Origin of the sequence: Leclercia sp. LTM14, assembly GCF_023736175.1 — a bacterium.
Lineage (GTDB): Bacteria > Pseudomonadota > Gammaproteobacteria > Enterobacterales > Enterobacteriaceae > Enterobacter > Enterobacter barmai.
In genome coordinates, this window is the sequence record NZ_JAIKTT010000001.1 from 27,293 (window position 1) to 50,080 (window position 22,788).

Consider the following 22,788-nt stretch of genomic DNA (forward strand, 5'->3'; position numbering starts at 1 on the left):
GTTATCCTATTACACAATCCGGCGCGCTGGATATCAGCTGACAACCACATTCACAGCGGCAACCATTCACAGCAATCGCTTTACCGTCTGAAGACCATTCAGGCGAACCTTCAATAATGGCATTAACACCATGTCCTTCTTTCGGACAGCTAACTTTGTCTCCGATCAGTGCAACCTTTTTACCATTAACAATCATGGTCGATGACGCAGAAAGCACCTGCCCACCATGTGTAGTTTTATCACCGAGTAAAACGAATCCTTTAGACATAAACAGTTCCAGTTACAAATGGTGTTTGAGATACGGCGCAACGACTAAAATTTACTATTTATTCATCACACAATGGAATACATACTGTGGACCAATGCCAAACTTCTCATAATCGTCATCAGCATTGATCTTTGGAATTGGTAATTTAGATTGTCTGAACATTGTTAATAAATATTGGGGGTTACTTCCAACGGCCCCTCTCAACACTTTTTTAGTTCCGGTCTCCGGCCCTTGCGGATCCCTTTCAGGAGAATGCTCATAATAATTAGCTGAATACCAATCATTAGTCCACTCAGAGCCACTTAGTCCCATATCATAAAGACCAAGAGGATTTGGTGGATATTTACCTATGGGATAAAATGGAAAACCAAACCCATCAGTAAACTTATCTAACTCATCATCGCTTGATATATTCTTACCTTTTTCAAACTTACCATTATTGGTTGCAAATGGTAGATATTGGCCTCGAGATCTCGCGGCATATTCCCATTGAGCTTCCGTAGGTAAATCAATATTCTTTCCTGCCGTATGGCCCAACCATTGACAATAATCTTTGGCCTGTTGCCAAGTGACACTGACAGAATAATCACCTCCACCTAAAGAGGGATAATCCTTAACAAGAATGTTAACTGGTGGTTTTTCTTTTCCAGTTGCATTCAAATAGACAAGATAATTAGCATTTGTAACCTTAAATTTTGAAATTGAAAAATCACTTAAAACAACCTTGTGTAATTTTTTATCATCTTGGTTAATGCTAAATGGAAGTTTCTCACCTATCAGTGGGCCAAAATCGCCCATGAGAAACTCACCTCCCTGAACAGGGATCATGTTCGCGATGGACTTATCTGCAAGGATTTTCGCGGCCTGAGTATCGGCTGCGGCACTACCCTGATCGCAACCGGTCAGAAAACAGACTCCCACCGCGACCGCTATTAGCTTCTTATTCATCTCATTCCTTAAGGATTACGCCATCATGGTCCTTTCATGATGGTCGATGTAAGCGTTACTGGTTCATCACGCAGCGGAATACGTACTGTGGGCCAACACCATACTTCTCGTAATTATCATCTTTGTCGATTTTAGGTACAGGCTCTGACGATTGTCTGAACATGGTAAGAGCATATTGGCTGTCACCACCAATATAGCCTCGCAGCACTTTCTGAGTACCATTCTCTGGCCCATGAGGATCTTTCACTGTAGAGTGAAAGTAATAGTCTGATGCGTACCAGTCATTCACCCACTCGGAGCCACTTAAGCCCATGTCATAAAGCCCCAATGGATTTGGGGGGTATTTACCGATGGGGTAGATAGGCAGCCCCATTCCATCAGTGTATTCATCCAGTTGTTCTTCGCTGGGAATATTCTTGCCTTTCTCGAATTCCCCGTTATCGGTAGCGAAGGGAACGAATTGCCCTCTGGACCTCGCGGCGTACTCCCACTGCGCTTCGGTCGGCAGGTCAATCTTTTTACCTGACACCTTACCCAACCACTGGCAGTAATCCTTAGCCTGTTGCCAAGTTACGCCAACAGAGTAATTATCTTTTGCCAATGATGGATAATCTTTCAACAATATGTTGACTGGGGAGGCTTTATCCCTGTAGCCTTCAGATAAGCTTTGTAATCCGCATTTGTTACTTTGAACTTTGATATACCAAAGTCACTCAAAACGACCTTATGCAGCTTCTTATCATCCTGCTGAATACTTAGCGGCAGCTTCTCTTTTACTAAAGGACCAAAGTCCCCCATTAGAAACTCACCTCCCTGAACAGGGATCATGTACGCGATAGACTTATCTGCAAGAATTTTCGCAGCCTGGGTATCGGCTGCTGCGCTACCCTGATCGCAACCGGTCAGAAAACACATACCCAACGCGATAGTTATAAGCTTCTTATTCATCTCATTCCTTAATGATTACGCCATTATGGTGATTTCATGAGTCTTGATGAAAGTGCTACTTATTCATCACACAACGGAATACGTATAAAGGACTCACCCCATACTTTTCATAGTTGTCGCGCCCCCCGAATTTAGGAACTGGTTGAGACGATTGTCTGGACATCGTCAGGGCATATTGGCTGTCACCACCAACATATCCGCGCAATACTTTCCGGGTGCCTTTCTTTGGCCCCTGAGGGTCATTCACTTGGGAGTGAGAATAATAGTCAGATGCGTACCAGTCATTCACCCATTCAGAACCACTTAAGCCCATGTCGTAGAGCCCCAACGGGTTTGGGGGGTATTTGCCTATGGGGTAGATGGGAAATCCGTAACCATCTGTGTATTCATCCAGTTGATCTTCACTGGGTACATTCTTACCTTCCTCAAACTTACCATTGTTGGTTGCAAAGGGGAGATATTGTCCCCTGGACCTCGCGGCGTATTCCCACTGTGCTTCGGTCGGCAGGTCGATCTTTTTACCTGACACCTTACCCAACCACTGGCAGTAATCCTTAGCCTGTTGCCAGGTTACACCGACAGAGTAATCGTCCTTTGTCATTGATGGATAATCTTTCAACAATATGTTGACTGGGGGATGTTTTATTCCAGTAGCCTTCAGATAGGCTGCGTAATCCGCATTAGTTACCTTAAATTTTGAAATCCCAAAGTCACTCAAAACGACCTTATGCAGCTTCTTATCATCCTGCTGAATACTGAACGGCAGCTTCTCTTTCACAAGAGGACCAAAGTCTCCCATGATAAACTCACCTCCCTGAACAGGGATCATGTTCGCGATGGATTTATCTGCAAGGATTTTCGCGGCCTGAGTATCGGCTGCGGCACTACCCTGATCGCAACCGGTCAGAAAACAGACTCCCACCGCGATAGTTATTAGCTTCTTATTCATCTCATTCCTTAGTGATTACGCCATCATGGTGTTTTTCATGAGGGAGTTCGCGGGGTGTTGTTCATCCACCATCGCAAGGTACTCATCCATTTCATGGTCCGGGATAGAGACAAAAGGATCGTCGTGGTCGACAGAGGTGCGCAAATTGCCATATAAGAGCGCCAGTTTTTCGCCGTAGTGAGTGTAGAAAAATAGACTCCGTTCGCCTATACCAAGGAACTTAATAACATCCTGCTCATTAAGACCTTTATCACCTTTTCTCTCTCCAGGTGAAGTTGTCAGGTGCTGCATAACATTGTTGTAATCCGCCTGACTTTGTACCCACTTTAACGCCTTAAAAACGGCCTGTTTTCGGCGTTTCAAAGGGCCAATCTTCCAACTGTTAACCGAGAAAAAATCATTATTCTGGTTTCTGGGATCAACCCAATCCGCCCAGTTGTTATCTATCAGGGTGGCGATTACAGCTCCCTTTGTTTCTGGTGGGGTATATTTTAGTTGGTCAGGGTTATTGAGGATACTTTCCATTAACTTAACTCGGGAATTTTCATCCTCAAGATCTAATTTTAACCCATCAATTATGTTCGAAGATTCTTTATACATTGCGTCAATAGCTTGAATGCCCTGAGCAGCCATGACCAACGGAATAGCGCACAACGCTCGGAAGGCATCTCCCTTCATCATTTGCTCCAGCTTCTGATAGTCCACATTGCGGAGCATATAAAGAAAACTTTTCATAAAGGCAGCAAACGAATTACCGTCAACTTCAAAGCCTAAAGACCCCTTGGCACCAACACCCCAGCAAAGTGCTGCCTTGCAATATATTCTGAAACGGCTGTTAATATATGTTACGTAGAAAACTGCAGTACCCCCAGCCCCGGCCTGTGCCGTTACTCCAAGAGACAGTTTGGCAATCGCCGTAAACTTAGCCTCTTTATTCACAATCTGCTTATTACTGTCTTGAACATTTTTATTGCCATCATCAGGATGCGGATCAAACCATTCAATGGCCCCGCTGACATTACCTCCCGCCTGAACACCAGCAAAAACACCAATTTCTGCGCCCGCCTGGATATCAGGCTGGGGAATGGTCAAATTGATCGTCCTCTGACCGGGAGGTGGCGGCGGTGTCAGCTTCGCCGGACTTCCCTTAATTCCATAGCCCTTTGCCATTTCTCCACTAAAATCAGCTTCCACACCCAGCTCAATACCAAGGCTTGCCCCGGCATTACCGGATAACACCGCATTAATCGTGTAGCGGATAGCCCCCATATTACAGACACCACCTGCTACACCCGCAGTTGCCTTGGCAGGAAACAACAGTGCAGTACCCAGCCGATCGGGAATAAAAAGTTCAGCGGACGCTTTTGCCTCACCCAGTGCAAAACTTGAATGGCCTTCCATCTTCGCGGAGGCTTTCTTTTCTAAAGGGTTAAATTCAGCAGACAGCCCAGCCCCCTGGCTATAGCGCATCAGCTGTGCCTGTGCGCTGATGTCGACGTACTGATGATAAGTAGACTCATCGTCAGGCTTATCATTTTCTTTGGGCCAGGTAAGCCCTTTATTCATTTTTTTCGCCCAGTCAGTAAGAACAAAATTGCAGTCTTCTAATAATTCATCTTCAAACTTAAGGCTTACTGATGCTTCTTTTAGTTGTTTTTTTAACTCTTCGGCGTCTATTTTCCCTGAACGAACTATTTTTTGTTTCATTACCATCCGCATCGATACCAGTAACTTCTTTAGCTTCATATTTAATGAAGCTGGCTTCACCTCTTTTCTTATCAACTTCACTGAGTTTGTATTTTCGCCAGTGACTACGAATTTTATCCGAGCGAACATAAGTACTCTTAAATCCAGCAGTCTTTTGAAGAGGAATCAACTCCATAAGGCCGATAGCTGACCCTTTTGAGTTTTCATCAAGCAGTTCCCCCTCAGGAACCTTTGCAGTCAACGTTTTAAGCTCTGCTTTTAATTTTTCGTTAGCGTCATTGAGTTGTTGATAGGTACTCTGAAGTTTGCTCTCATAAGCACGTTGTGGTTGCTTGCCTGCCTGAGTCAACATTTCGAAATTGAGTTCATCCAGTGCAATTTGCGCTTTCTTCTGGTTTTCCAGCAACGCTGTCATTTTCAGCTGTTCCTGTATGAGTAAACGGTTATCTTTTGCATCAACGCAAAGTAACGTTGCACTGCCCGGGTGAAAATAAACCTGAGGGCCATGCTCTCCGTTGACGACAGTGTTTTTACTCACATTATCCAGACTACTTTGCTGTGTACCTTTAGTCATTATCTAACTCCCTGAATTAGCCGCCAAGCAGTTCAATATTGATTTTGCTTTTTGCCGCACCGAATATTTCAGCCGTCTTACCTTCACTGTCAGTACGCCCTTCATAAACAGAACCATCGGCAGTGGTTATCCGATATCGCGTGTTAGCCAGGATATCGCCAGACTCCTTATCCTGTGCAACAAAGTTCTCGCTATACCCTTGCGGAAGTTCTGGTTTAGGTGCGTCATAGTCCGCACTTCCCATTTTCTGAACGTTGGCACACTTCAATAGAATATTTCCCGGAGCACCGAGCTCCATATTTCCACCTGCCAGCTTCATAAATGCACCGTCACAGTTAACAACCAACTCTGTTGCACCCGTGATGACAACTTTACCTTCCACACTGGTCACCGTGACGTCTTTTTTCGCAATTGCCTCAAGCGCATCATCCTGTGCCTGAATTTCAACTTTTCCCTTAGCGGCAAAAAGTTTCATTCCGGCTTTTCGGGCCAGCATACTCACTGCTTCCCCCGCAGCCACAGTAAAACGCTTGAGCGCGCTGATATCAGTATTTTGCTGGGACATTATCCCTACACTGGCTGCACCAGAAGCTACACGCACAGCCTGAGGACTGGTGATACTCACCCCTTCAGGTGCATTCAATATGATCCCCGGTTTAGCGAGCTCTTTTAGAGCTGCGTTAAGCGTCTGCTGACTCGCAGTATCTGCTGAAAGGGCATCGGCCCCTTCAGCAGCAGATGACAAACTTTTTGCAATCGTCAGAGCATTTTCCAGTTGGGCAATGGCCTCTTTCATGGAGAGCATTTTGTCCCCGGCGAGCGTTTGTTTATCTGCCGTAATAAACACCCCAGCCCCACCTCGAATGGAAACATGTCGGTCAGTACGCAGCTCAGCGCCTTCACCGCGCAGTTCGCGGGAAGCATTCACGTTGTGACCTAAACTGAGTTGGGTTTTGCCACCGTACTCTGTACTGAGCTTGATGTGCTCTTCGCCGCGCTTATCCTCCATCCGCAGCTTGTTCAGGCCAGCTGTGCGGATAACATTGCGCGTGCTATTGGCCTCAGTGACGTGGTCGACGTGGCGGGAGTCGTGCATGGCATGGGCTATATACGGACGATCCGGATCGCCTTCGTGGAACGCAATGGCGACTTCAGTGCCCTGTATCAGCGGGAAGTGGAAGCCGTACTTGTCACCACCGTAAGGCTTAGCAAAACGCACTGGCATGCTTTCCATACCCTGGCATTTATCATCACGGTCGGCATCGAATTTCACCCGGTACATGCCTGATGCATCCTGCCAGGCGTAGATATCGTTATCTTTGGCGCTGGTCACGCGCGCCATCAGGGTGCCGCTGACCACCGGGCGTTTTTTAGCAGCAGGTCGCCAGCATCGGTTCTCGTAATATGGCATCCCCTCCCACATCACCATCAGGGCATCTTTACGACTGGCGATATAGCCCGTGCGGGTAATGACAATGCCGTTGTTCGTTTCTGATGGCAGGGTAGGCGACACCACACGTTCACTGATGGTCAGCACCTGGGCCGGAGAAAGCAGGGCATCATTACTGCAGCCGCTGACAGTCGTCTGCCCGGACAGGAAACGTTCATGTTCAAGGCGTGCCCAGAAGTTGCCAGTTTCTGCTATGGGGGTAATTTTGTCGCCACGTTCAAGATGACGTGGCAGGTAGTGATACACATCACCGTAGGTCACACCTTCACCATCCCCCCTCGTCATGTCTGCCGGTACAGAAGTCATGATATTCTGGGCTTCACGGTGATTGTAATCACTGGCGGTGACAGAGCGCTCAACCACATTCTGCCGGACGTTAACCCCCCATACCGAGTCCGCTGCATTGTCACTCATGCCCGATGGACTGCTCAGTGGCAGCGACTTACCGAACGTCCATGCACTCTGCTTGTCTGCAAAATGCACCACCTCAGTCTGGGTGTCAGGGTGCAGGGTAAAGAAGTAGAAAATCCCCACTTCAGCCAGCAGACGCTCAATGAACGCGAGATCGTTTTCCTTGTACTGGTTAATCTGTTCACGCTTCGGATAGTCGGCTTTGAGGGTGAATTCATACTCCCAGCCTTTCAGGCCATGCTCCTGCAATACTTCGGCGACGACTTCCGGTACCGACTTATTGACAAAAAACCGGTGGGTACGAAATTGCTTGCGCAGCAAAGACAGGAACGGCTCAATAATAATCTGGTACGTCGCCTGGTCACGTGAGCCACTGATACGCTTAAAATGCGTCACCACGCCATGCACCACTTTCTGCCCGGTGAGCCCCATCAGCGGCCCCGTTCCCATGGTCAGCGTGGCGGGCTTAGTCAACAGTTGCGCTGAGCTGATATTCTGGTCACTGCTGGTAAAGATTATCTGATAGTAGTAAAGCTCACTCATAAACTCCTTACCGGTGAAACTTTCCACATCCAGTGCTGCTGTACAGGATGCAATATCCAGGCGGTAGCGGTTCAGCCCACTTTCAGTTAATGCAGACAGGGGATTCTTAAGCGTATCGGTCAGACTCATTATATTGACTCCATGGGATAACCTGCTGTCCATGATGCTATTGCCGACGAGCACATTACAGGTTTAATCAGGGTACTCAGCGAGTACGAAAAAGAGTGATTACTACTTAGATCCAGTAGCGCGCATAAAGGTCTTTATTAGCGGCGCGATCATTTCAAAATTATCCATCGCATATTTCTCATCGCCACTAATGAGAATAAAATGCTAAACTGATATGTGAATAAAAGCTTCAGGAAGGAATAACACATCCGCCATCGCTAAACTAATAATGATAAAATCTTCATTATTTTGATAGCCAAGCCCTATTCAGATACCTCAATCGCGCCGTACGGCCTTGTAAACTCCCGACCGGACAAAGGAAAATTGTACACTTGATTATTATTAACACCCATGCCAACAACAAAACTTCTTGATTCATCATTATTTCGTTTCGAACGTAATATAAACTCGATAATATATTTATTGCCATTTATAAACCCATAAAAAGTTGAGGGAATGCAAAGCTCCCCATCAGAAACAATAAGATTGGGCGAAAAGTTATATTTTTTTTCTTTCGATGGTGTTCCCCGTAAATTGATAGCAATAGCAACGGGTTGATAATCCTGCGCATCTTTGATCTCAATACATACCTTCCCTCCCTTCCGGCTGGCCAGCGAGGTTTCATCCGGCACTATTCTGTCACCCGGACCAGGACACCCTGTAAGCATCATTACGCTAATACTGAGTAACAGTGTTGTAGATAATGTCCTCACCATGGAAAACCTCGCAATGCATTTCTGTATTGTTCTCTTATTATCGATTCAGATGTATCGCCATCAAGGGTAACAACCGGGTATTTTTTATTTCAAGATAATTCCATGCGTCATATCCAAACCTCTGGAGAACAAAATTATCGGCAATAATCTGTGCCTGCTGCTCCATCGGATATTCACTTAAGAGGCGTCCATCAAGCGTATAACGGTAGCTCACCATCCAGCTAACCAGCCCTCTGACGATGACATTCATCCCTTTTTCACGTTGCCAGACGTGACCCATTTCATGAATGAACAGATGCTGAAGACTGTCCGTTGTCAGGGAGAAATCATCGCAGTATTGATCGCGAAAATAGATCTCCCCGTCCGGCGTCATCGCCGTATTCTTGTCCTGTAAATTGAAAGGGAGGTAACTTTCCCTGTGGATCCATACTTTCGAATAATCAATAGTGGATAAAAAAACAGAGTGTGCCAGCTGTATCTCACCCGTCGTAAGTAGCCTGACACCACCTTCTTTAATTCTGAACGGATCCTGAGTTTCTTCAGCCATGTTTAAACTCCAGCCCAATCCCCTCTTCATCACTCCAGCCAAGCATCAGGGTATGTGGTTTCTGTTTCGCGGCCATGTGGGTCAGCAGTTGCTGACTCAGCACTGGCAGAATTTGTTGATTGAGCAGGCTGTCGACGTTGCGCGCGCCGGTATCCGGCAGCAGACAGGCGGCGGTCAGCGCGCCATACAGGCTCTCATCAATACGCGTGGTCAGGCCATAGTGACGGTTCAGGCGCTTACTGACCTGTGCGATCTTCATCTCCACTATGGTACGCATGGCAGCTTCCGTCAGCGGACGGTAAATCACGGTCTGGAAGCGGGCCAGTAGCGCCGACTGGAAGTGGTCGCGTAAAATCGGGCGCAGCAGTTCGTGCAGGTCACCTTCGGTGGCGTCCGGTTGTTCATCAAGCAACTGCATCAGGTGGTCGCTGCCGAGGTTGGAGGTCATCAGAATGACGGTGTTGCGGAAGTCGATTTCGCGCCCTTCGCCGTCGCGCATAAAACCGCGATCAAACACCTGATAGAACAGGTTCATGACGTCGCGGTGAGCCTTTTCCACTTCATCCAGCAGCACAACGCTGTACGGGCGTTTGCGCACGGCTTCGGTGAGAATGCCGCCCTGGCCATAACCGACGTAGCCCGGCGGTGAGCCTTTCAGCTGCGACACCGTGTGCGGCTCCTGGTACTCGGACAGGTTGATGGTGATGAGTGACTTCTCGCCGCCGTACAGCACATCCGCCAGCGCCAGCGCGGTTTCGGTTTTACCGACACCACTCGGGCCGACCAGCAGGAACACGCCCTGCGGGCCGTTCTCTGACGTCAGTCCGGTTTTCGCGGCACGCAGGCGCTGGGCGATGGCTTCCAGTGCCACATCCTGCCCGACCACACGCTTGCCGATTTCATTTTCCATGGTCAGCAGTTCAGTCTGCTCGTCTTTCATCAGCGACGACAGCGGTACGCCGGTCCAGTCGGCAATCACGTTGGCAACCGTACGGGCGTCCACATCCACCTGAACCAGCACGTCGCCCTGCTGCGCCTGCTCCAGCAGCTGCTGCAGGTCAGAAATTTCAGCCTGCAGGCTGATGTCCTGACGACTGGCCATCAGCTGCTGTGCCAATGCCTTTTCATTGCTGAAACGTGCTTCCTGCTCCTCGATACGTGCACCCAGTTCAGCCCGCTGCTGCTCAATGACGCTCAGGCGGTCACCATGACGGTTGCTGCCGGCGGCGATGTCTTCCAGCAGCGCCTGCTCTTCCAGCGCCAGCGCGGTCAGCTGCGCTTTCAGGCGCACAATTTGTTCAGGCACGGTGTCGAGGCTCATGCGGACGCGCGCAGCGGCAGTATCCAGCAGGTCAACCGCCTTGTCCGGCAGCTGGCGGCCGGTCAGGTAACGACGGGACAGCGTGACGGCGGCACGGACCGCGTCATCGGTGATGTGCACGTTATGATGTTCGCCATAGCGGGATTTCAGCCCCCGGAGCATCAGGCACGCCGTGTCATCGTCCGGCTCGTCCACCTTCACCATCTGGAAGCGACGCTCCAGCGCGGCATCGCGCTCGAAGTACTGTTTGTACTCGCTCCAGGTGGTCGCGGCGATGGTGCGCAGTTCGCCGCGGGCGAGTGCCGGTTTCAGCAGGTTGGCCGCATCTGCACCACCTGCCTGATTGCCAGCCCCGATGATGGTGTGAGCTTCGTCGATAAACAGTAGAATGGGCACCGGCGACTGCTGCACGGCGTCGATGACGTTTTTCAGGCGCTGTTCGAACTCGCCCTTCACACCTGCGCCCGCCTGCAGCAAACCGAGGTCGAGAGTACGCAGGCTCACCGGTTTGAGAGATTCCGGCACGTTACATTCAGCAATTCGCAGCGCCAGGCCTTCCACCAGGGCCGTTTTACCCACGCCCGGTTCGCCGACCAGAATCGGGTTGTTTTTGCGACGGCGCGAGAGAATGTCGACCATCTGGCGGATTTCGGTATCACGGCCAAACACCGGGTCGATTTTGCCCTCTTTGGCTTTGGCGGTGACATCAAGCGTAAATTTGTCCAGAGCACTCTGCAGCGCCGGGGTCAGCTCACCCTCTTTGAGTTCTGCAACCACCGGACGCCCCACAAACTCGACCTCACCGCCGTGACTCTGCGCCAGCTCTGCTTCCTGCTGCACTTCCGGACGTTCATCCGACTGCGCATCGAGCAGTGGTCGCAGACGCTCCAGCTGGCCCTGGCCAAGTGTCAGCAACGGCCACAGACCGTCACAGCGCACCAGATTCTGTTTTTCTACCAGAGCCATCAGCAGGTGCTGGCTTCGGATTTGTTCTTCACCGTTAAGCGAGGCAATCAGCCAGGCTTCCTGCATAAGCGACTGCACCGCGTCCGACAGCTGCGGGCGGCTGCGTACCGAACGCGGTTGATTATCCAGCCAGCCCAGCAAATCCTGCCAGATGGCGTCCATATCCCACTCATAGCGACGCGCCAGCACCGTCAGGTCCCCTTCTCCCTGCTCCAGCAGTTTCAGCAGCCAGTGTTCCGGCAGAATTTCTGCCTGGGCGCGGGTCTGACACAGCGAGGCAGCCCCTTCCATGGCGCGGGCGCAGTAAGGGTTGAGACGTCGAAGAAGGATTGCCGGGTTTTCCATGTTTGCTTGCTCACTGTTGAGGACCGTTCAGGCACGCTACCGCCCCTGGCCGTTACCGAGGCCCATAAGGTCTGTTTCCGGGATGTGATGTTTTTTGCTCAACGCCCGCGCAGGCAGACGCTCAGCAAAAACAAAAAAGGCGGACAGAGAAGCTCTGCCCGCTCGTGACTTACGCGGTGGCGCGTTCGTTCCAGGAATCGGAATGAATGATGTTGCCGTCTTTGTAGGTCCAGGTGATTTTTTCGTAACGCAGCTCGATCTGCTCGAGGTGGTTATGCTTCTCGAAAGAAGGATCCTTGACGTCGTGCATCACCGGATTCACTTTCACCACTTTGACGTTCTCGAGTTTGGTGTTGAAGTACTCAACTTCCTGACCCGCGTCGTTGATTTTGTACCACTTGAATTCCGCAGACTTGAGGGTCTGACCGGTGGTCACAGCTTTGTACAGGTACGGGCTGGACGAGTCGATTTCCTTAGTGAACAGGAACGGAGTGTGGATACGGGTACCAGTCAGCTTGCCGGTGTTGTTGTCGGTCGGGATGTACAGGTTATGCTCCTGAGCGACAACTTCGATGCTGCCTTCGCGATCCTGAACGTCCACAGAACCTTTAATGTCCGCGCCGCCGTCGTCTTTCAGCCAAAGATAAACAGGAATTGCCATGGAATTACTCTCCATTGTGTTGTGATGCGCCATCATCCTGCGATGACGCCTGGGTGTGGCCCGGTATCTGGCAGGCATTGGCCTGCGGTACCAGACTGATTTCGACACGACGGTTGAGCGCTCGCCCATCCGGGGTGTCGTTGGTTGCGATAGGACGGCTTTCACCATAGCCCTGCACCGCAAAACAGCTTTCCGGCACATCACCGGTATCACGCATCCAGTCGCGTACCGCTTCGGCACGTTTCAGGGACAGCGTCTGATTAAGCTTCGGGTTACCGGTGTTATCGGTATGGCCCGACACGACAATCAGCCAGCCCGGCTTCGCCTTAACGCCGACCAGCGAATTCACGAGCATTTTGGTGGATCCGGCTTTCAGTGCCGATTTGCCCGAATCGAACAACGACATGCTGTCGAGGCGAATGGTTTTCGGACCCTGAATGATTTTCTTAATGACCGGTGGAGGCGGTGGCGGTGGTGCCCAGTCACTGACGGCAACCTCAACAGGTGGAACCAGGCGCAGCCCCTGATACAGACCCAGGCGATAACGCAATGGCTCCCCGCGACGCGCCCAGTCGTCCAGCAATGCGCCATCGGCCCGCAGGCGCTGCTGCGCCCGCAGTTTCGGGGCAACAGGCTTACCCGTCAGTTGGTGATATATCGCCAGGTGATCGCCAACATTACGAATGAGACGCTGGTTGTTCATCCAGGACGCCAGCATGGCAAGTGCCAGAAAAATCCCGCCCAGTAATCCGGCATAACGCCAGAACACCATTCTGCGGCTGACACCATGTCGACGAGGCAACGCCGGCAGCAGCAGTTCAGGCAGCGGCAGTGGCCCGGTGGTGACAACGGCATCCGGTGGCAGCGCCGTCACGGAAGTGATGTGCTGTTGCCAGAGATTGCCCGTGATACCGCTCACCGGCACCATGCACATGCCCTGCACGCAGGGCTTCATCACCGGCAGTTCGCCCTGTCGTACCGACAGCAGGTCATTCACCGCGCTGTTCTGCCAGGCAAGCAGACTGTCCAGCCACAGCCCCTGACTCAGACGCGAAAGACGTCCGTCTGAGCCGGTCTCCCGGGTCCACTCCGTCAGTGACACATTGCCCTGACCAGGCTGATACACCTGAATACCGCTCCGCTGGCTGACCGTGGTAAACCAGACGGGCTCCGCCTCCTCGCAGGCCACAGGGGGCGATACCCAGGTCACAGTCCACAGCGGAGGGAGAGTCCCAAATGCCGCACGGCACTGCACGACAGCTCGTTGCCAGCCCCGCAGGGACTGGGTAAAATCATCGCCGGAAGTGTGCTGCTCAGGTACCACAGCCAGCATGACGGAGATTTGCGACACCAGGGTCGGGCGCACCAGGCTCAGGTGCTGTGCCAGGAGGGGCAGATGTTCCGCATCCTTCACCCACAGATACCATCCCTGCCGGGTTTCCCGGTGACGGGAACCGGACACAAACAGCGGAGCGTTGTCGCCACAAACGAGGATCACTGCCCCCTGAAAATCTTCCGGCGGCAGGTTTTCATCCACAATCTCCCGGACAGCGGTCGCCCGCGCCTGTGAAGCCCGACGCTGACGCCAGAACATCACCCCGGAGACCAGAACAACTAGCAAGCTGAGTGCCACACGGCTGCCCGTGGACAGTGGCCAGAATCCCAGAATGAGCCACAGCGCCAGAACGGCACCCAAGGCAGTTAACAGAATTCGGTACGCATCCCGCATCGCTTACCCCGGCCTGACGGTCTGGCTTACCAGGTCGGTAAGCGAAGACGAAAGGAAGAACCAGAGCGCCACCAGGGCAACAGCAGCCACAACCCAGGTCAGCCAGTACCAGCGACGGTCGCTGCGCAGGCGTGAAGCCCGGGCAACAATGGGAGCGTCCTGTGCCAGTGTGAAGGCCGGCACCCGTTCCGCGAGCGCACGAACGATATCTTCCCGACGCTCATCATCCTGGGCGCGATATTGCCCCACAAATCCCAGCTGCAGAGTCCGGTACATGCAGGTCAGAACAGCGGCGTCAGGAGCAGTTTCTTTCAGAAGGTTGCGGATCCGTTCCCACATCTCCTCGCCAGCATTGAGGGTGCCAAAGAAGTGTGCCTGCAGCGGATCACGGCGCCAGGTCAGGTAACCATCATCGGTGGTTCCCCGGTTCATCACACTTTCATCAAGCAGTGCACACAGGGCATACACCATATGGTCACGACTGATGTCGCTGTAACCTGCCTCCGTGAGCGCCCCTTTTGCCTCCTGCACCAGACGACAGGCCCGGCGATAGAGCCCTTCCCCGTCCCTGACTTCCTGACCACCTCGCAGCTGGCTGGCCATCAGCCAGCCCGGGTAGAAAATACGCTCAATTTGACTCATTTCTGATGTATTCATGTGCGCAGCACCGCAAAGAGTTCAAGTTTCACATCCCCCAGTGAGCGCGGGGTATAGAAGGTGCAGCTTCCCGCTTCCAGCATCGCCCGCGCTGCCTCACTACTCAGATCCAGCGAGAAATACTGGTTCTCAAGGCGTAACGGGATAGCGGCCGGCACATGGGTCAGCGGCTTGATAACCATCCCGCTCAGAGCCACATTCACCACATCCGACACATCTTCAAAGCTACCCGCTTTACACAGCTGCGGGAATTTCGTCTGAAGCTCATAGTTCGGCATGGAGGAACGTACGGAGAGGTAGAAATCCGCCCCTTCGCGCAGGCGCGCATCGTGCAGGGCACCTTTCCAGATCTGATCCTGATGCTCCAGGTGGACACTCACCACCCGTGACGGCAGGCTCGCTTCCAGAAGCTGGTCCAGCAGGGTAAACAGCGGCGGGAACACCTGCTCCGGCGCGTCATGCCGGTAACCGGGGATATCGTCAGTGTTGTGTTCGAGGGAGAAGGTCAGGAGGCTCCCGGCCAGCCTGGCCAGCTCGCGGTACAGCAGTTCAGGATGACGGGACGGCGTCTGGTACAGCTCCGTCAGTACCGGCTCCGCACTGTTCAGCGCATTAAGCAGCCAGAACAGGGAGACATCCGCCACCGCGAAATCCGCCATCCGTTCATTGCTTTCGCGGCGCATCGCCATCAGCCGCTTACGCCGGGCCGCAAGACGGTGCAGAAGATCCTTCAGCTCCCCCGTCAGTAAGGGACTGGCGGCGAGCGACAGCAGCGGAGGGATAAAGCCGGCATCCCGGGCCCACTGTCCCTGAGCGTTACGGGCCAGCCTCGCCACCGGGCAGGTCAGGTAAGCCCCGTTTTCCTGGGTGGAAAGACGCAGCGTCAGCGTATGGCGCAGTACCGCCAGCTCGCTACGTTCATGCCCGGCCAGCTCCTGCACCGTCACCCGCTCAGACTGCCAGCGGCGCGGACGCGCACTATCGCGCCCGTCATCCAGATTGCCGCCGTTCGCGCTGAGCAGAGGCAGGCACAGCAGCACCTCCACGCTCTCCTGCGCCACCGAAGAGACATCACACACCGGTGGCAGGTTATCGGCCAGCCCCGTGTCAACCAGCGTCCCGTCAGCGAAACGGACAACCAGTTTCGTCGCGTTCAGGCGTGAGAGCGCAAGCGCGCCCTCGTCGAACTCCGCGCACAGCACACCCCACGGGTGCGCCAGCGCCATCCGGGCCACGGTGTCGGCCACATGTGCATCCCAGCGGGCCTGCTGCTGGAACTGCTGCGGGGCCAGAAAAGCCCCGTCTTCCCATAACGGACGATAAATTTTCATCCCCGCTCCCGCGCCTTACGCCTTCGCCTTCGGCATCTGCGATACCAGAGACAGGTTCACGTCCATCCCTTCAACCTGGAAGTGCGGCACCGCATACAGCTTCACGCGGAAGAAACCTGGGTTATCTTCGATATCTTCCACAACCACTTTCGCGTCGCGCAGCGGATGCGAGGCCTGGAGCTCGTCGCCCGGATCGGTCATTTCGGTGACCAGGCCGCGTACCCAGGTGTTAAGTTCCAGCTCCAGCAGACGACGGTCTTTAGTGGTACCGATGTTTTCGCGTTGAATCAGCTTCAGGTAATGCGCGATACGGGAGAGCAGGAAGATATACGGCAGGCGCGCGTTGATGCGGCTGTTAGCGGTGGCATCCGCAGTGTCGTACAGCGCCGGTTTCTGCGTGGAGTTCGCCGAGAAGAAGCAGGCGTAATCGCGGTTTTTGTAGTACGACAGCGGAATAAAGCCGAGATTCGCGAACTCAAATTCGCGGGTTTCCGGGATCATTACCTCAGACGGGATTTTCACCTGGTTGCCGGTACCGAGATCGTACAGGTGGATTGGCAGGTCTTTCACCGCACCGCCGGCCTGCGGGCCACGGATCTGCACGCACCAGCCGTTATTAATGAAGCTCTTCACCATATTGGAAGCAAAAGAGAACGACGCGCTGGTCCAGAGATATTTCTCGTGATCCGGGCCTTTGACCTGCTCAACGTAGTTGAAGCTGCGCACCGGAATGGTATCCGGGCCATAGGGCAGACGCCCAAGTACGCGCGGCATCACCAGACCGATATAGCGGGAGTCGTCTGTATCGCGGAAAGATTTCCATTTGATGTATTCGGCGCGATCAAAATAGTTGCCGATATCTTTAATCGCAGCCACCTCTTCCATGGATTCTTTCAGGAAGAATTTTGGTCCAACAGAACCAATAAACGGCATATGCGCCGCGGCAGACACTTTAGAAATATTACGCAGCAGCGCCACATCCTGCGGGCTTGCGTCAAACTCATAAGAAGAGATCACCGAGCCAATTGGCTCACCGCCTGGGGTGTCGTACTCGGCAGTGTAGGTGTGCCAGTATAGTCCGCTTTGAATCAGCTCCGGCGCGTCTTCAAAGTCCTGGCGCAGCGCATCTTTGGAAACATCCAGAATTTCAGTTTTCACGTTCTGGCGGTAATCGGTGTTATCGACCAGCTGCTTCAGGCCGCGCCACAATGACTCTACTTTCTGGAACTCTTCATGGTGCATCACCGCGTCCAGCTGGCGGCTGATTTGATAATCGAGCTCCGCGATATGGTGATCGATAAGCGTTTTGTCGAGCTTATCTACCTGCTGGCCGGATTTACGGATACAGTCCATAAATACCTGCATCGCGGCCGTGAGGCGCTCACCCGCTGAGGCCTCGGCCAGCGCAGCATCATCCAGAAACGCATTAATATCTCCCAGGCTGGACGCCGGGGTCAGATTAATTTTTTCAAACAGAGAGGCATAAACTCCCTCTTTTTCCAGTACGGTAGTTTGCCCTTGAACAGAGCCATTTTCAGTATTTAAAGACATCAGCATATTCCCGGTTAATCCATTAAAAGACGTGTCCACACTTTATTTCGGGGCAAGTGCACTCATTTCGTCGCGCAATTCCTGAGACAACGCTGGATCTTTAAGAATTTTCTCGAGCTCTTTTCTGAAAGTGGCGTTATCAAGGAGATTGGATTTGAGATCGCGTAATAAATTGCGCATCGCCAGCATCGCGCGCAGTTGTGGAATTTGGCGGGCAACCTGTTCAGGTTCGAAATCTTTCATGCTCGAGAACTGAAGTTGGATATTCTCTTCCGCACCCTCTCCCGCCAGCGTGTTTTGTACGGCCAGATTAATTTCCGGGTTAAACTCTGAAAGTACGCTATCAAAGTTATTTTTATTGACGTTGATTTTCTCACGTTCAGATAGAACGCGTGATTCTTTACCATTACTGAAATCGCCAACCGTAAGAATTTTAAGTGGCAATTCAACTTTCTTCTGCGCGCCTCCGGTATGAAGAGCCAGTTTTAAATTTATTCGTGCCTTAGGCACTTCATTCTGGAACGAATCAGCCATAGCGGTCCCTTTTCCTTAAGGAATAGTTGTCGAGTAAAATTACATTTGTTCACGCACAGATATTAGAACACACAATTACAGAGGATCAACTAACTATTGTTCCAAAGTTGGACATTGACCCTACAACAGCCTGTAATTAAAATTGCAAGTATTACTACCTGACCTTTTCATATTAATAACACAAGACGCATCTTCACAAATAAATAAAAAACAATCCACAAAGAGATATGTATATTATATTTATTTTGAATTACTAATTTTATTGCAATTGATGATAATTATGATTTACCAGGAATAAAGAAATAAGGGCAAAAAAAGGCGCTGAAGCAGCGCCTTTTAAAAGTTATACGCATATTCTGATATCGATTAATGCTTCTCGATATACATCGTGCGGCTGTAAGCCACATCTTCAGGGTTGTTAATCGGATACCCTTTCACCCAGGGTTTGATCAAACGCCCGTTGGTGTACTGATAGATCGGCGCGATGGGTGCTTTTTCGGCGATGATTTTTTCTGCCGTATTGTAATCAGCGTTACGGGCCTTCTCCGTGGTTTCCATCGATGCCTGATTAATCACCTTGTCATACGCCGGATCGTTGAAGCGGGAGATATTGCCGGTGTGCGTTGAGGTCAGGAGTGAAAGGAACGTTGACGGCTCGTTGTAGTCCCCGACCCATGAGGCGCGGATCACATCGAAATTACCGGTATTTCGGCTGTCGATATAGGTTTTCCACTCCTGATTTTGCAGCTTCACATCGACGCCGAGGTTCTTTTTCCACATCGACGCCACCGCAATAGCGATTTTCTGATGGTTCTCGGAAGTGTTGTACAGCAGCGTCAGCTTCAGTGGTTTTTGCGCATTGTAGCCCGCCGCCTGCAGCAGCGTTTTTGCCTGAGCGTTCATCTCTTCCTGGCTCATCTGCTCAAACGGCGATGGCTCCGGGGTAAAGCCTGCGGTCACGTCCGGGGTGAAGTGCCACGCCGGTTTCTCGCCGGTGCCCAGCACTTTCTCGGCCATAATGCGCCGGTCGATGGTCATGCTGAGCGCCAGACGCACCCGGGCATCCGCCGTTGGGCCTTTCTGGGTGTTAAACGCGTAGTAGTAGGTGCCCAGCTGCGGCGGCGTGTAAACCTGGCCCGGGATCTCTTTCATCAGTTTCTGGTAGAGATTTTTCGGGAACGACTCGGTGATATCGATACCGTCCGCCAGGTAACGCTTGGTGGCTGAGGACTCCTGGTTGATTGGGACAAAGGTCACTTTCTGCAGGACGGTTTTGCCGTTATCCCAGTAATGGGTGTTGCGCTCGACCACCAGCTTCTCGTTGACCACCCGATCTTTCAGGATGTAGGCGCCATTGCCTACCAGCGCGCCAGGACGGGTCCATTCCGCGCTGCTCTCCACATTGGCTTTCTTTACCGGGTAGAAGGCGAAGCTCGCCGTCAGGTTAGCAAACCACGGCAGCGGCTTGTCGAGCTGCACGCGCAGGGTTCGGTTATCCACCGCCGTCACGCCGAGCTTATCCGGCGGTGCTTTACCGTCAATGATGGCCTGGGCGTTAACTATCCCGGCCAGCGCTGCAAACCAGGCGAAAGGCGACGTGGTTTTTGGATCGACCAGACGCTGCCAGCTGTAGACAAAATCCTGAGCGGTAACCGGCGTTCCATCAGACCACTGCGCATTCTCGCGCAGGGTGAAGGTCCAGACGCGGTTATCATTACTCTGCCAGCGGGTCGCGACACCCGGCACCAGTTCGCCCTTTTCGTTCTGATTCACGAGGCCTTCGAAGAGGTCGCGGATCACCTGAATTTCAGGCAACCCCACCGCTTTCGCGGGATCAAGGGAAGCAGGTTCATCTTTGATATGGCGCACCAGTTCCTGTTTTGAAGCCAGCGACGTTCCGGAGGGAACGTCCGCCGCAAAGGAGTAAGAAGAGAGGCCACACAACAGTAAGGCAGAATAAATCAACGAAACCGGATGCTTCATGAGATCCCCTTTGAAATGATGGGTAACGAGCAGATGCGTAATTATTTGTTTCAGAACAGGGAAATGCAAACAACTTCCATCGGAAAGTTGAGATCTGCCGGTTTTATCCCCAGGCTGAAACTATTTGAAAAACCGTGTGTTTTGCACAACACTGCCAGTAATACAACTCTGATCCAGGAACGACTATGTCACATACCCGCCCAAGAACGGAACGTGGCGCTTTCCCGCCGGGAACCGAACATTATGGCCGCTCTTTCCTCGACGCACCTTTAATCTGGTTCCCTGCCCCTCAGGCCGATCGCAACAGCGGCCTGATCATTGCCGGTACTCACGGAGATGAAAATTCATCGATTGTGACCCTCTCCTGCGCGCTGCGCACCCTTGCCCCGGAACTTCGCCGCCACCATGTGGTGTTAACCGTTAACCCGGACGGCTGCCAGCTGGGGTTACGCGCCAATGCCCGTGGCGTGGATTTGAACCGTAATTTCCCGGCGGCCAACTGGCGGGAAGGCGAGACGGTCTATCGCTGGAACAGCTCAGCCGCAGATCGGGACGTGGTGCTGCTGACGGGCGATAAACCCGGTTCCGAGCCGGAAACCCAGGCGCTGTGTAACCTGATCCATAAATTGCATCCGGCCTGGGTTGTTTCGTTTCACGATCCGCTGGCCTGCATTGAAGATCCGGCCCACACGGCTCTTGGTCGCTGGCTGGCGGATGCCTTCTCGCTGCCGCTGGTGACCAGCGTTGGCTATGAGACGCCAGGCTCGTTTGGCAGCTGGTGCGCCGATTTAAGCCTGCACTGTATCACCGCCGAATTCCCGCCAATCTCTTCTGATGAGGCCAGCGAAAAGTATCTGAAGGCGATGACCGAACTGTTGCGCTGGGAGCCTCAGAGATGAACAACGCCGGTGCTGTAATGCAGCGCCGGAGAGACATCCACCGCCAGCCAGGTCGGGCCATCGAGATCGGCAAACCTCACTTCATTGGCGAGCGGCAGCGCGGCGCCAATCGCCCGCGAGGTGCAGAGCATACAGCCGAGCATTAGTGAAAACCCCTGCTGGCGCGCCTCGGCGGCCAGCGCCAGCGCTTCGGTGATACCGCCGGTTTTATCCAGTTTGATGTTCACCATATCGTAACGCCCTTTCAGCGTCGGCAGGCTCTCCCGCGTGTGGCAGCTCTCATCAGCACAGATGGGCAGCGGGTGGATGAAATTCGCCAGCGCGGCATCCTCTCCCGATGGCAAAGGCTGTTCGAGCATGGCGACATCCAGATCTGCCAGCAACTGGCAGCGGGCGGCCAGCCCTTCGCTGTGCCAGGATTCGTTGGCGTCGACGATCAGCGTGGCCTGCGGCACGGCGCCGCGAATAGCGACCATCCGCTCGCTGATCAGACGATCGTCCAGCTTCACCTTCAGCAGGCGCGCCCCGGCGTCATACAGCGCTTTGGCACTGGACGCCATCTGTGCAGGCTCGCCGATCACCACCGTTTGTGCGGTGACCAGCGATTGCGGCAGCGTCACGCCCGCCAGCGCCGTCAGAGAGATCCCCTGCTGACGCGCGGCTAAATCCCACAGGGCGCAGTCAACGGCGTTACGTGCCGCACCGGGTGGCAGAAAACTTTGCAGCGCTTCCCGGGTCATACCGCGCTCCAGTTCGGGAGCCAGCGCCATGATTTGCGCCATCACCGAGTCGATGCTCTCGCCGTAACGGGGATAAGGCGTGCACTCTCCCACCCCTTTGACACCCTCTTCTTCTATTTCGACCACCACCACACGGGCCTCGCTCCGGGTTCCCCGGGAGATAACAAACGGCGTATGTAATGGCCAGGCTTCTTCATAAACCTTGAGGGTTCTCATCACTCACTCCTGTATAGCGGCTTCGCGTAAATAGGGTTTGCTGTGCTATCGGCTGATGACATACACTAACGGCGACGTTAACTATATGTAAACAGGAAGATAACTATGTCACAACTCGTTCATTTCCAGGGCAACCCGGTTTCTGTTGCAGGATCCATTCCTCAGAAAGGCAGCAAAGCGCAGGCGTTTACGCTCGTGGCAAAAGATCTGTCTGACGTCGTGCTGAGCCAGTTTGCCGGCAAGCGTAAAGTGCTGAACATTTTCCCAAGCATCGATACCGGCGTATGCGCCGCGTCCGTGCGTAAATTCAACCAGCTGGCGACCGAAATGGACAACACCGTTGTGCTGTGCGTCTCTGCCGACCTGCCATTCGCTCAGTCCCGTTTCTGTGGTGCTGAAGGCCTGAGCAACGTTATCACTCTGTCGACCCTGCGTAACCCGGAATTCCTGGAGCAGTACGGTGTGGGCATCGCTGAAGGCGCACTGAAAGGCCTGGCTGCTCGCGCGGTTGTGGTCATCGACGAAAACGACACCGTCGTGTTCAGCCACCTGGTGAACGAAATCACCACCGAGCCGGACTATGCTGCCGCGCTCGAAGCGTTGAAAGCGTAACGACAAAAAGAAAG

At 52.8% G+C, this 22,788-nt stretch carries 19 protein-coding genes and 1 pseudogene; 2 read left to right on the forward strand and 18 right to left on the reverse strand.

Annotation, left to right across the window (positions count from 1 at the left end; all coding sequences use genetic code 11):
- Position 1 precedes the first annotated feature (1 nt).
- The 17 genes and pseudogenes from K5I40_RS00115 to K5I40_RS00195 form a co-directional block, all read right to left on the reverse strand.
- Entirely contained in the window at positions 2–268 is a 267-nt protein-coding gene (locus tag K5I40_RS00115; protein WP_223073965.1) for a PAAR domain-containing protein, read from the reverse strand.
- Positions 269–322: 54 nt separating this feature from the next.
- On the reverse strand, positions 323–1,216 hold the full coding sequence (locus tag K5I40_RS00120; RefSeq protein ID WP_223073964.1) for an SUMF1/EgtB/PvdO family nonheme iron enzyme: 894 nt from the start codon (positions 1,214–1,216) through the stop codon (positions 323–325).
- Positions 1,217–1,271: 55 nt separating this feature from the next.
- Positions 1,272–2,164: pseudogene (locus tag K5I40_RS00125) on the reverse strand (formylglycine-generating enzyme family protein).
- Positions 2,165–2,219: 55 nt separating this feature from the next.
- Entirely contained in the window at positions 2,220–3,113 is an 894-nt protein-coding gene (locus tag K5I40_RS00130) for an SUMF1/EgtB/PvdO family nonheme iron enzyme (RefSeq protein ID WP_223073963.1), read from the reverse strand.
- Positions 3,114–3,128: 15 nt separating this feature from the next.
- Positions 3,129–4,583, reverse strand: a complete 1,455-nt coding sequence (locus K5I40_RS00135) for a hypothetical protein (RefSeq protein WP_309487348.1) — start codon at positions 4,581–4,583, stop codon at positions 3,129–3,131.
- Between the two features lie 154 nt (positions 4,584–4,737).
- Complete coding sequence (locus tag K5I40_RS00140) at positions 4,738–5,394, reverse strand: hypothetical protein (protein WP_251930989.1); 657 nt, start codon at positions 5,392–5,394, stop codon at positions 4,738–4,740.
- A 16-nt stretch (positions 5,395–5,410) separates the two neighbouring features.
- On the reverse strand, positions 5,411–7,927 hold the full coding sequence (locus K5I40_RS00145; protein WP_223073961.1) for a type VI secretion system Vgr family protein: 2,517 nt from the start codon (positions 7,925–7,927) through the stop codon (positions 5,411–5,413).
- A gap of 302 nt (positions 7,928–8,229) precedes the next feature.
- Positions 8,230–8,682, reverse strand: coding sequence for a putative T6SS immunity periplasmic lipoprotein (locus K5I40_RS00150; RefSeq protein WP_223073960.1), 453 nt, complete (start codon positions 8,680–8,682; stop codon positions 8,230–8,232).
- Positions 8,683–8,719: 37 nt separating this feature from the next.
- Positions 8,720–9,229, reverse strand: a complete 510-nt coding sequence (locus K5I40_RS00155; protein WP_251929513.1) for a type IV secretion protein Rhs — start codon at positions 9,227–9,229, stop codon at positions 8,720–8,722.
- On the reverse strand, positions 9,222–11,861 hold the full coding sequence (gene tssH, locus K5I40_RS00160) for a type VI secretion system ATPase TssH (protein WP_223073959.1): 2,640 nt from the start codon (positions 11,859–11,861) through the stop codon (positions 9,222–9,224). Before tssH ends, K5I40_RS00155 begins: the two co-directional genes overlap by 8 nt.
- A gap of 169 nt (positions 11,862–12,030) precedes the next feature.
- The gene (gene hcp, locus K5I40_RS00165) at positions 12,031–12,522 is read right to left on the reverse strand and encodes a type VI secretion system effector Hcp (RefSeq protein ID WP_045781831.1); all 492 of its coding nucleotides are present in this window, start codon (positions 12,520–12,522) and stop codon (positions 12,031–12,033) included.
- Between the two features lie 4 nt (positions 12,523–12,526).
- A complete protein-coding gene (locus K5I40_RS00170) occupies positions 12,527–14,251 on the reverse strand; it encodes an OmpA family protein (protein WP_223073958.1) in 1,725 nt (574 codons plus the stop codon).
- A gap of 3 nt (positions 14,252–14,254) precedes the next feature.
- Positions 14,255–14,908 (reverse strand): type VI secretion system protein TssL, short form, encoded by a 654-nt coding sequence (gene tssL, locus K5I40_RS00175; protein ID WP_223073957.1) that lies wholly within the window; start codon positions 14,906–14,908, stop codon positions 14,255–14,257.
- Positions 14,905–16,239: a type VI secretion system baseplate subunit TssK gene (tssK, locus tag K5I40_RS00180; RefSeq protein WP_223073956.1), complete on the reverse strand. Its 1,335-nt coding sequence runs from the start codon at positions 16,237–16,239 to the stop codon at positions 14,905–14,907. The genes tssL and tssK overlap by 4 nt, the downstream gene beginning before the upstream one ends.
- Before the next feature lie 15 nt (positions 16,240–16,254).
- Positions 16,255–17,790 carry a type VI secretion system contractile sheath large subunit gene (gene tssC / locus K5I40_RS00185; RefSeq protein ID WP_223073955.1) on the reverse strand — a complete coding sequence of 512 codons (1,536 nt, stop codon included), beginning with the start codon at positions 17,788–17,790 and terminating at the stop codon, positions 16,255–16,257.
- Between the two features lie 42 nt (positions 17,791–17,832).
- Positions 17,833–18,324, reverse strand: a complete 492-nt coding sequence (gene tssB / locus K5I40_RS00190) for a type VI secretion system contractile sheath small subunit (RefSeq protein WP_223073954.1) — start codon at positions 18,322–18,324, stop codon at positions 17,833–17,835.
- Between the two features lie 366 nt (positions 18,325–18,690).
- A complete protein-coding gene (locus K5I40_RS00195; protein WP_223073953.1) occupies positions 18,691–20,307 on the reverse strand; it encodes an ABC transporter substrate-binding protein in 1,617 nt (538 codons plus the stop codon).
- 185 nt (positions 20,308–20,492) lie between these two features.
- Here K5I40_RS00195 and mpaA point away from each other — a divergent pair, with 185 nt between their 5' ends.
- Positions 20,493–21,206 carry a murein tripeptide amidase MpaA gene (mpaA, locus tag K5I40_RS00200; RefSeq protein ID WP_223073952.1) on the forward strand — a complete coding sequence of 238 codons (714 nt, stop codon included), beginning with the start codon at positions 20,493–20,495 and terminating at the stop codon, positions 21,204–21,206.
- On the opposite strand, the gene ycjG is transcribed toward mpaA, so the two are convergent.
- A complete protein-coding gene (gene ycjG / locus K5I40_RS00205; protein ID WP_223073951.1) occupies positions 21,197–22,162 on the reverse strand; it encodes an L-Ala-D/L-Glu epimerase in 966 nt (321 codons plus the stop codon). The two genes, mpaA and ycjG, sit on opposite strands and share 10 nt — an antisense overlap.
- A 105-nt stretch (positions 22,163–22,267) precedes the next feature.
- Between ycjG and tpx the strand changes: the two genes are divergently transcribed.
- Positions 22,268–22,774 carry a thiol peroxidase gene (gene tpx / locus K5I40_RS00210; protein WP_223073950.1) on the forward strand — a complete coding sequence of 169 codons (507 nt, stop codon included), beginning with the start codon at positions 22,268–22,270 and terminating at the stop codon, positions 22,772–22,774.
- Positions 22,775–22,788: the final 14 nt, after the last annotated feature.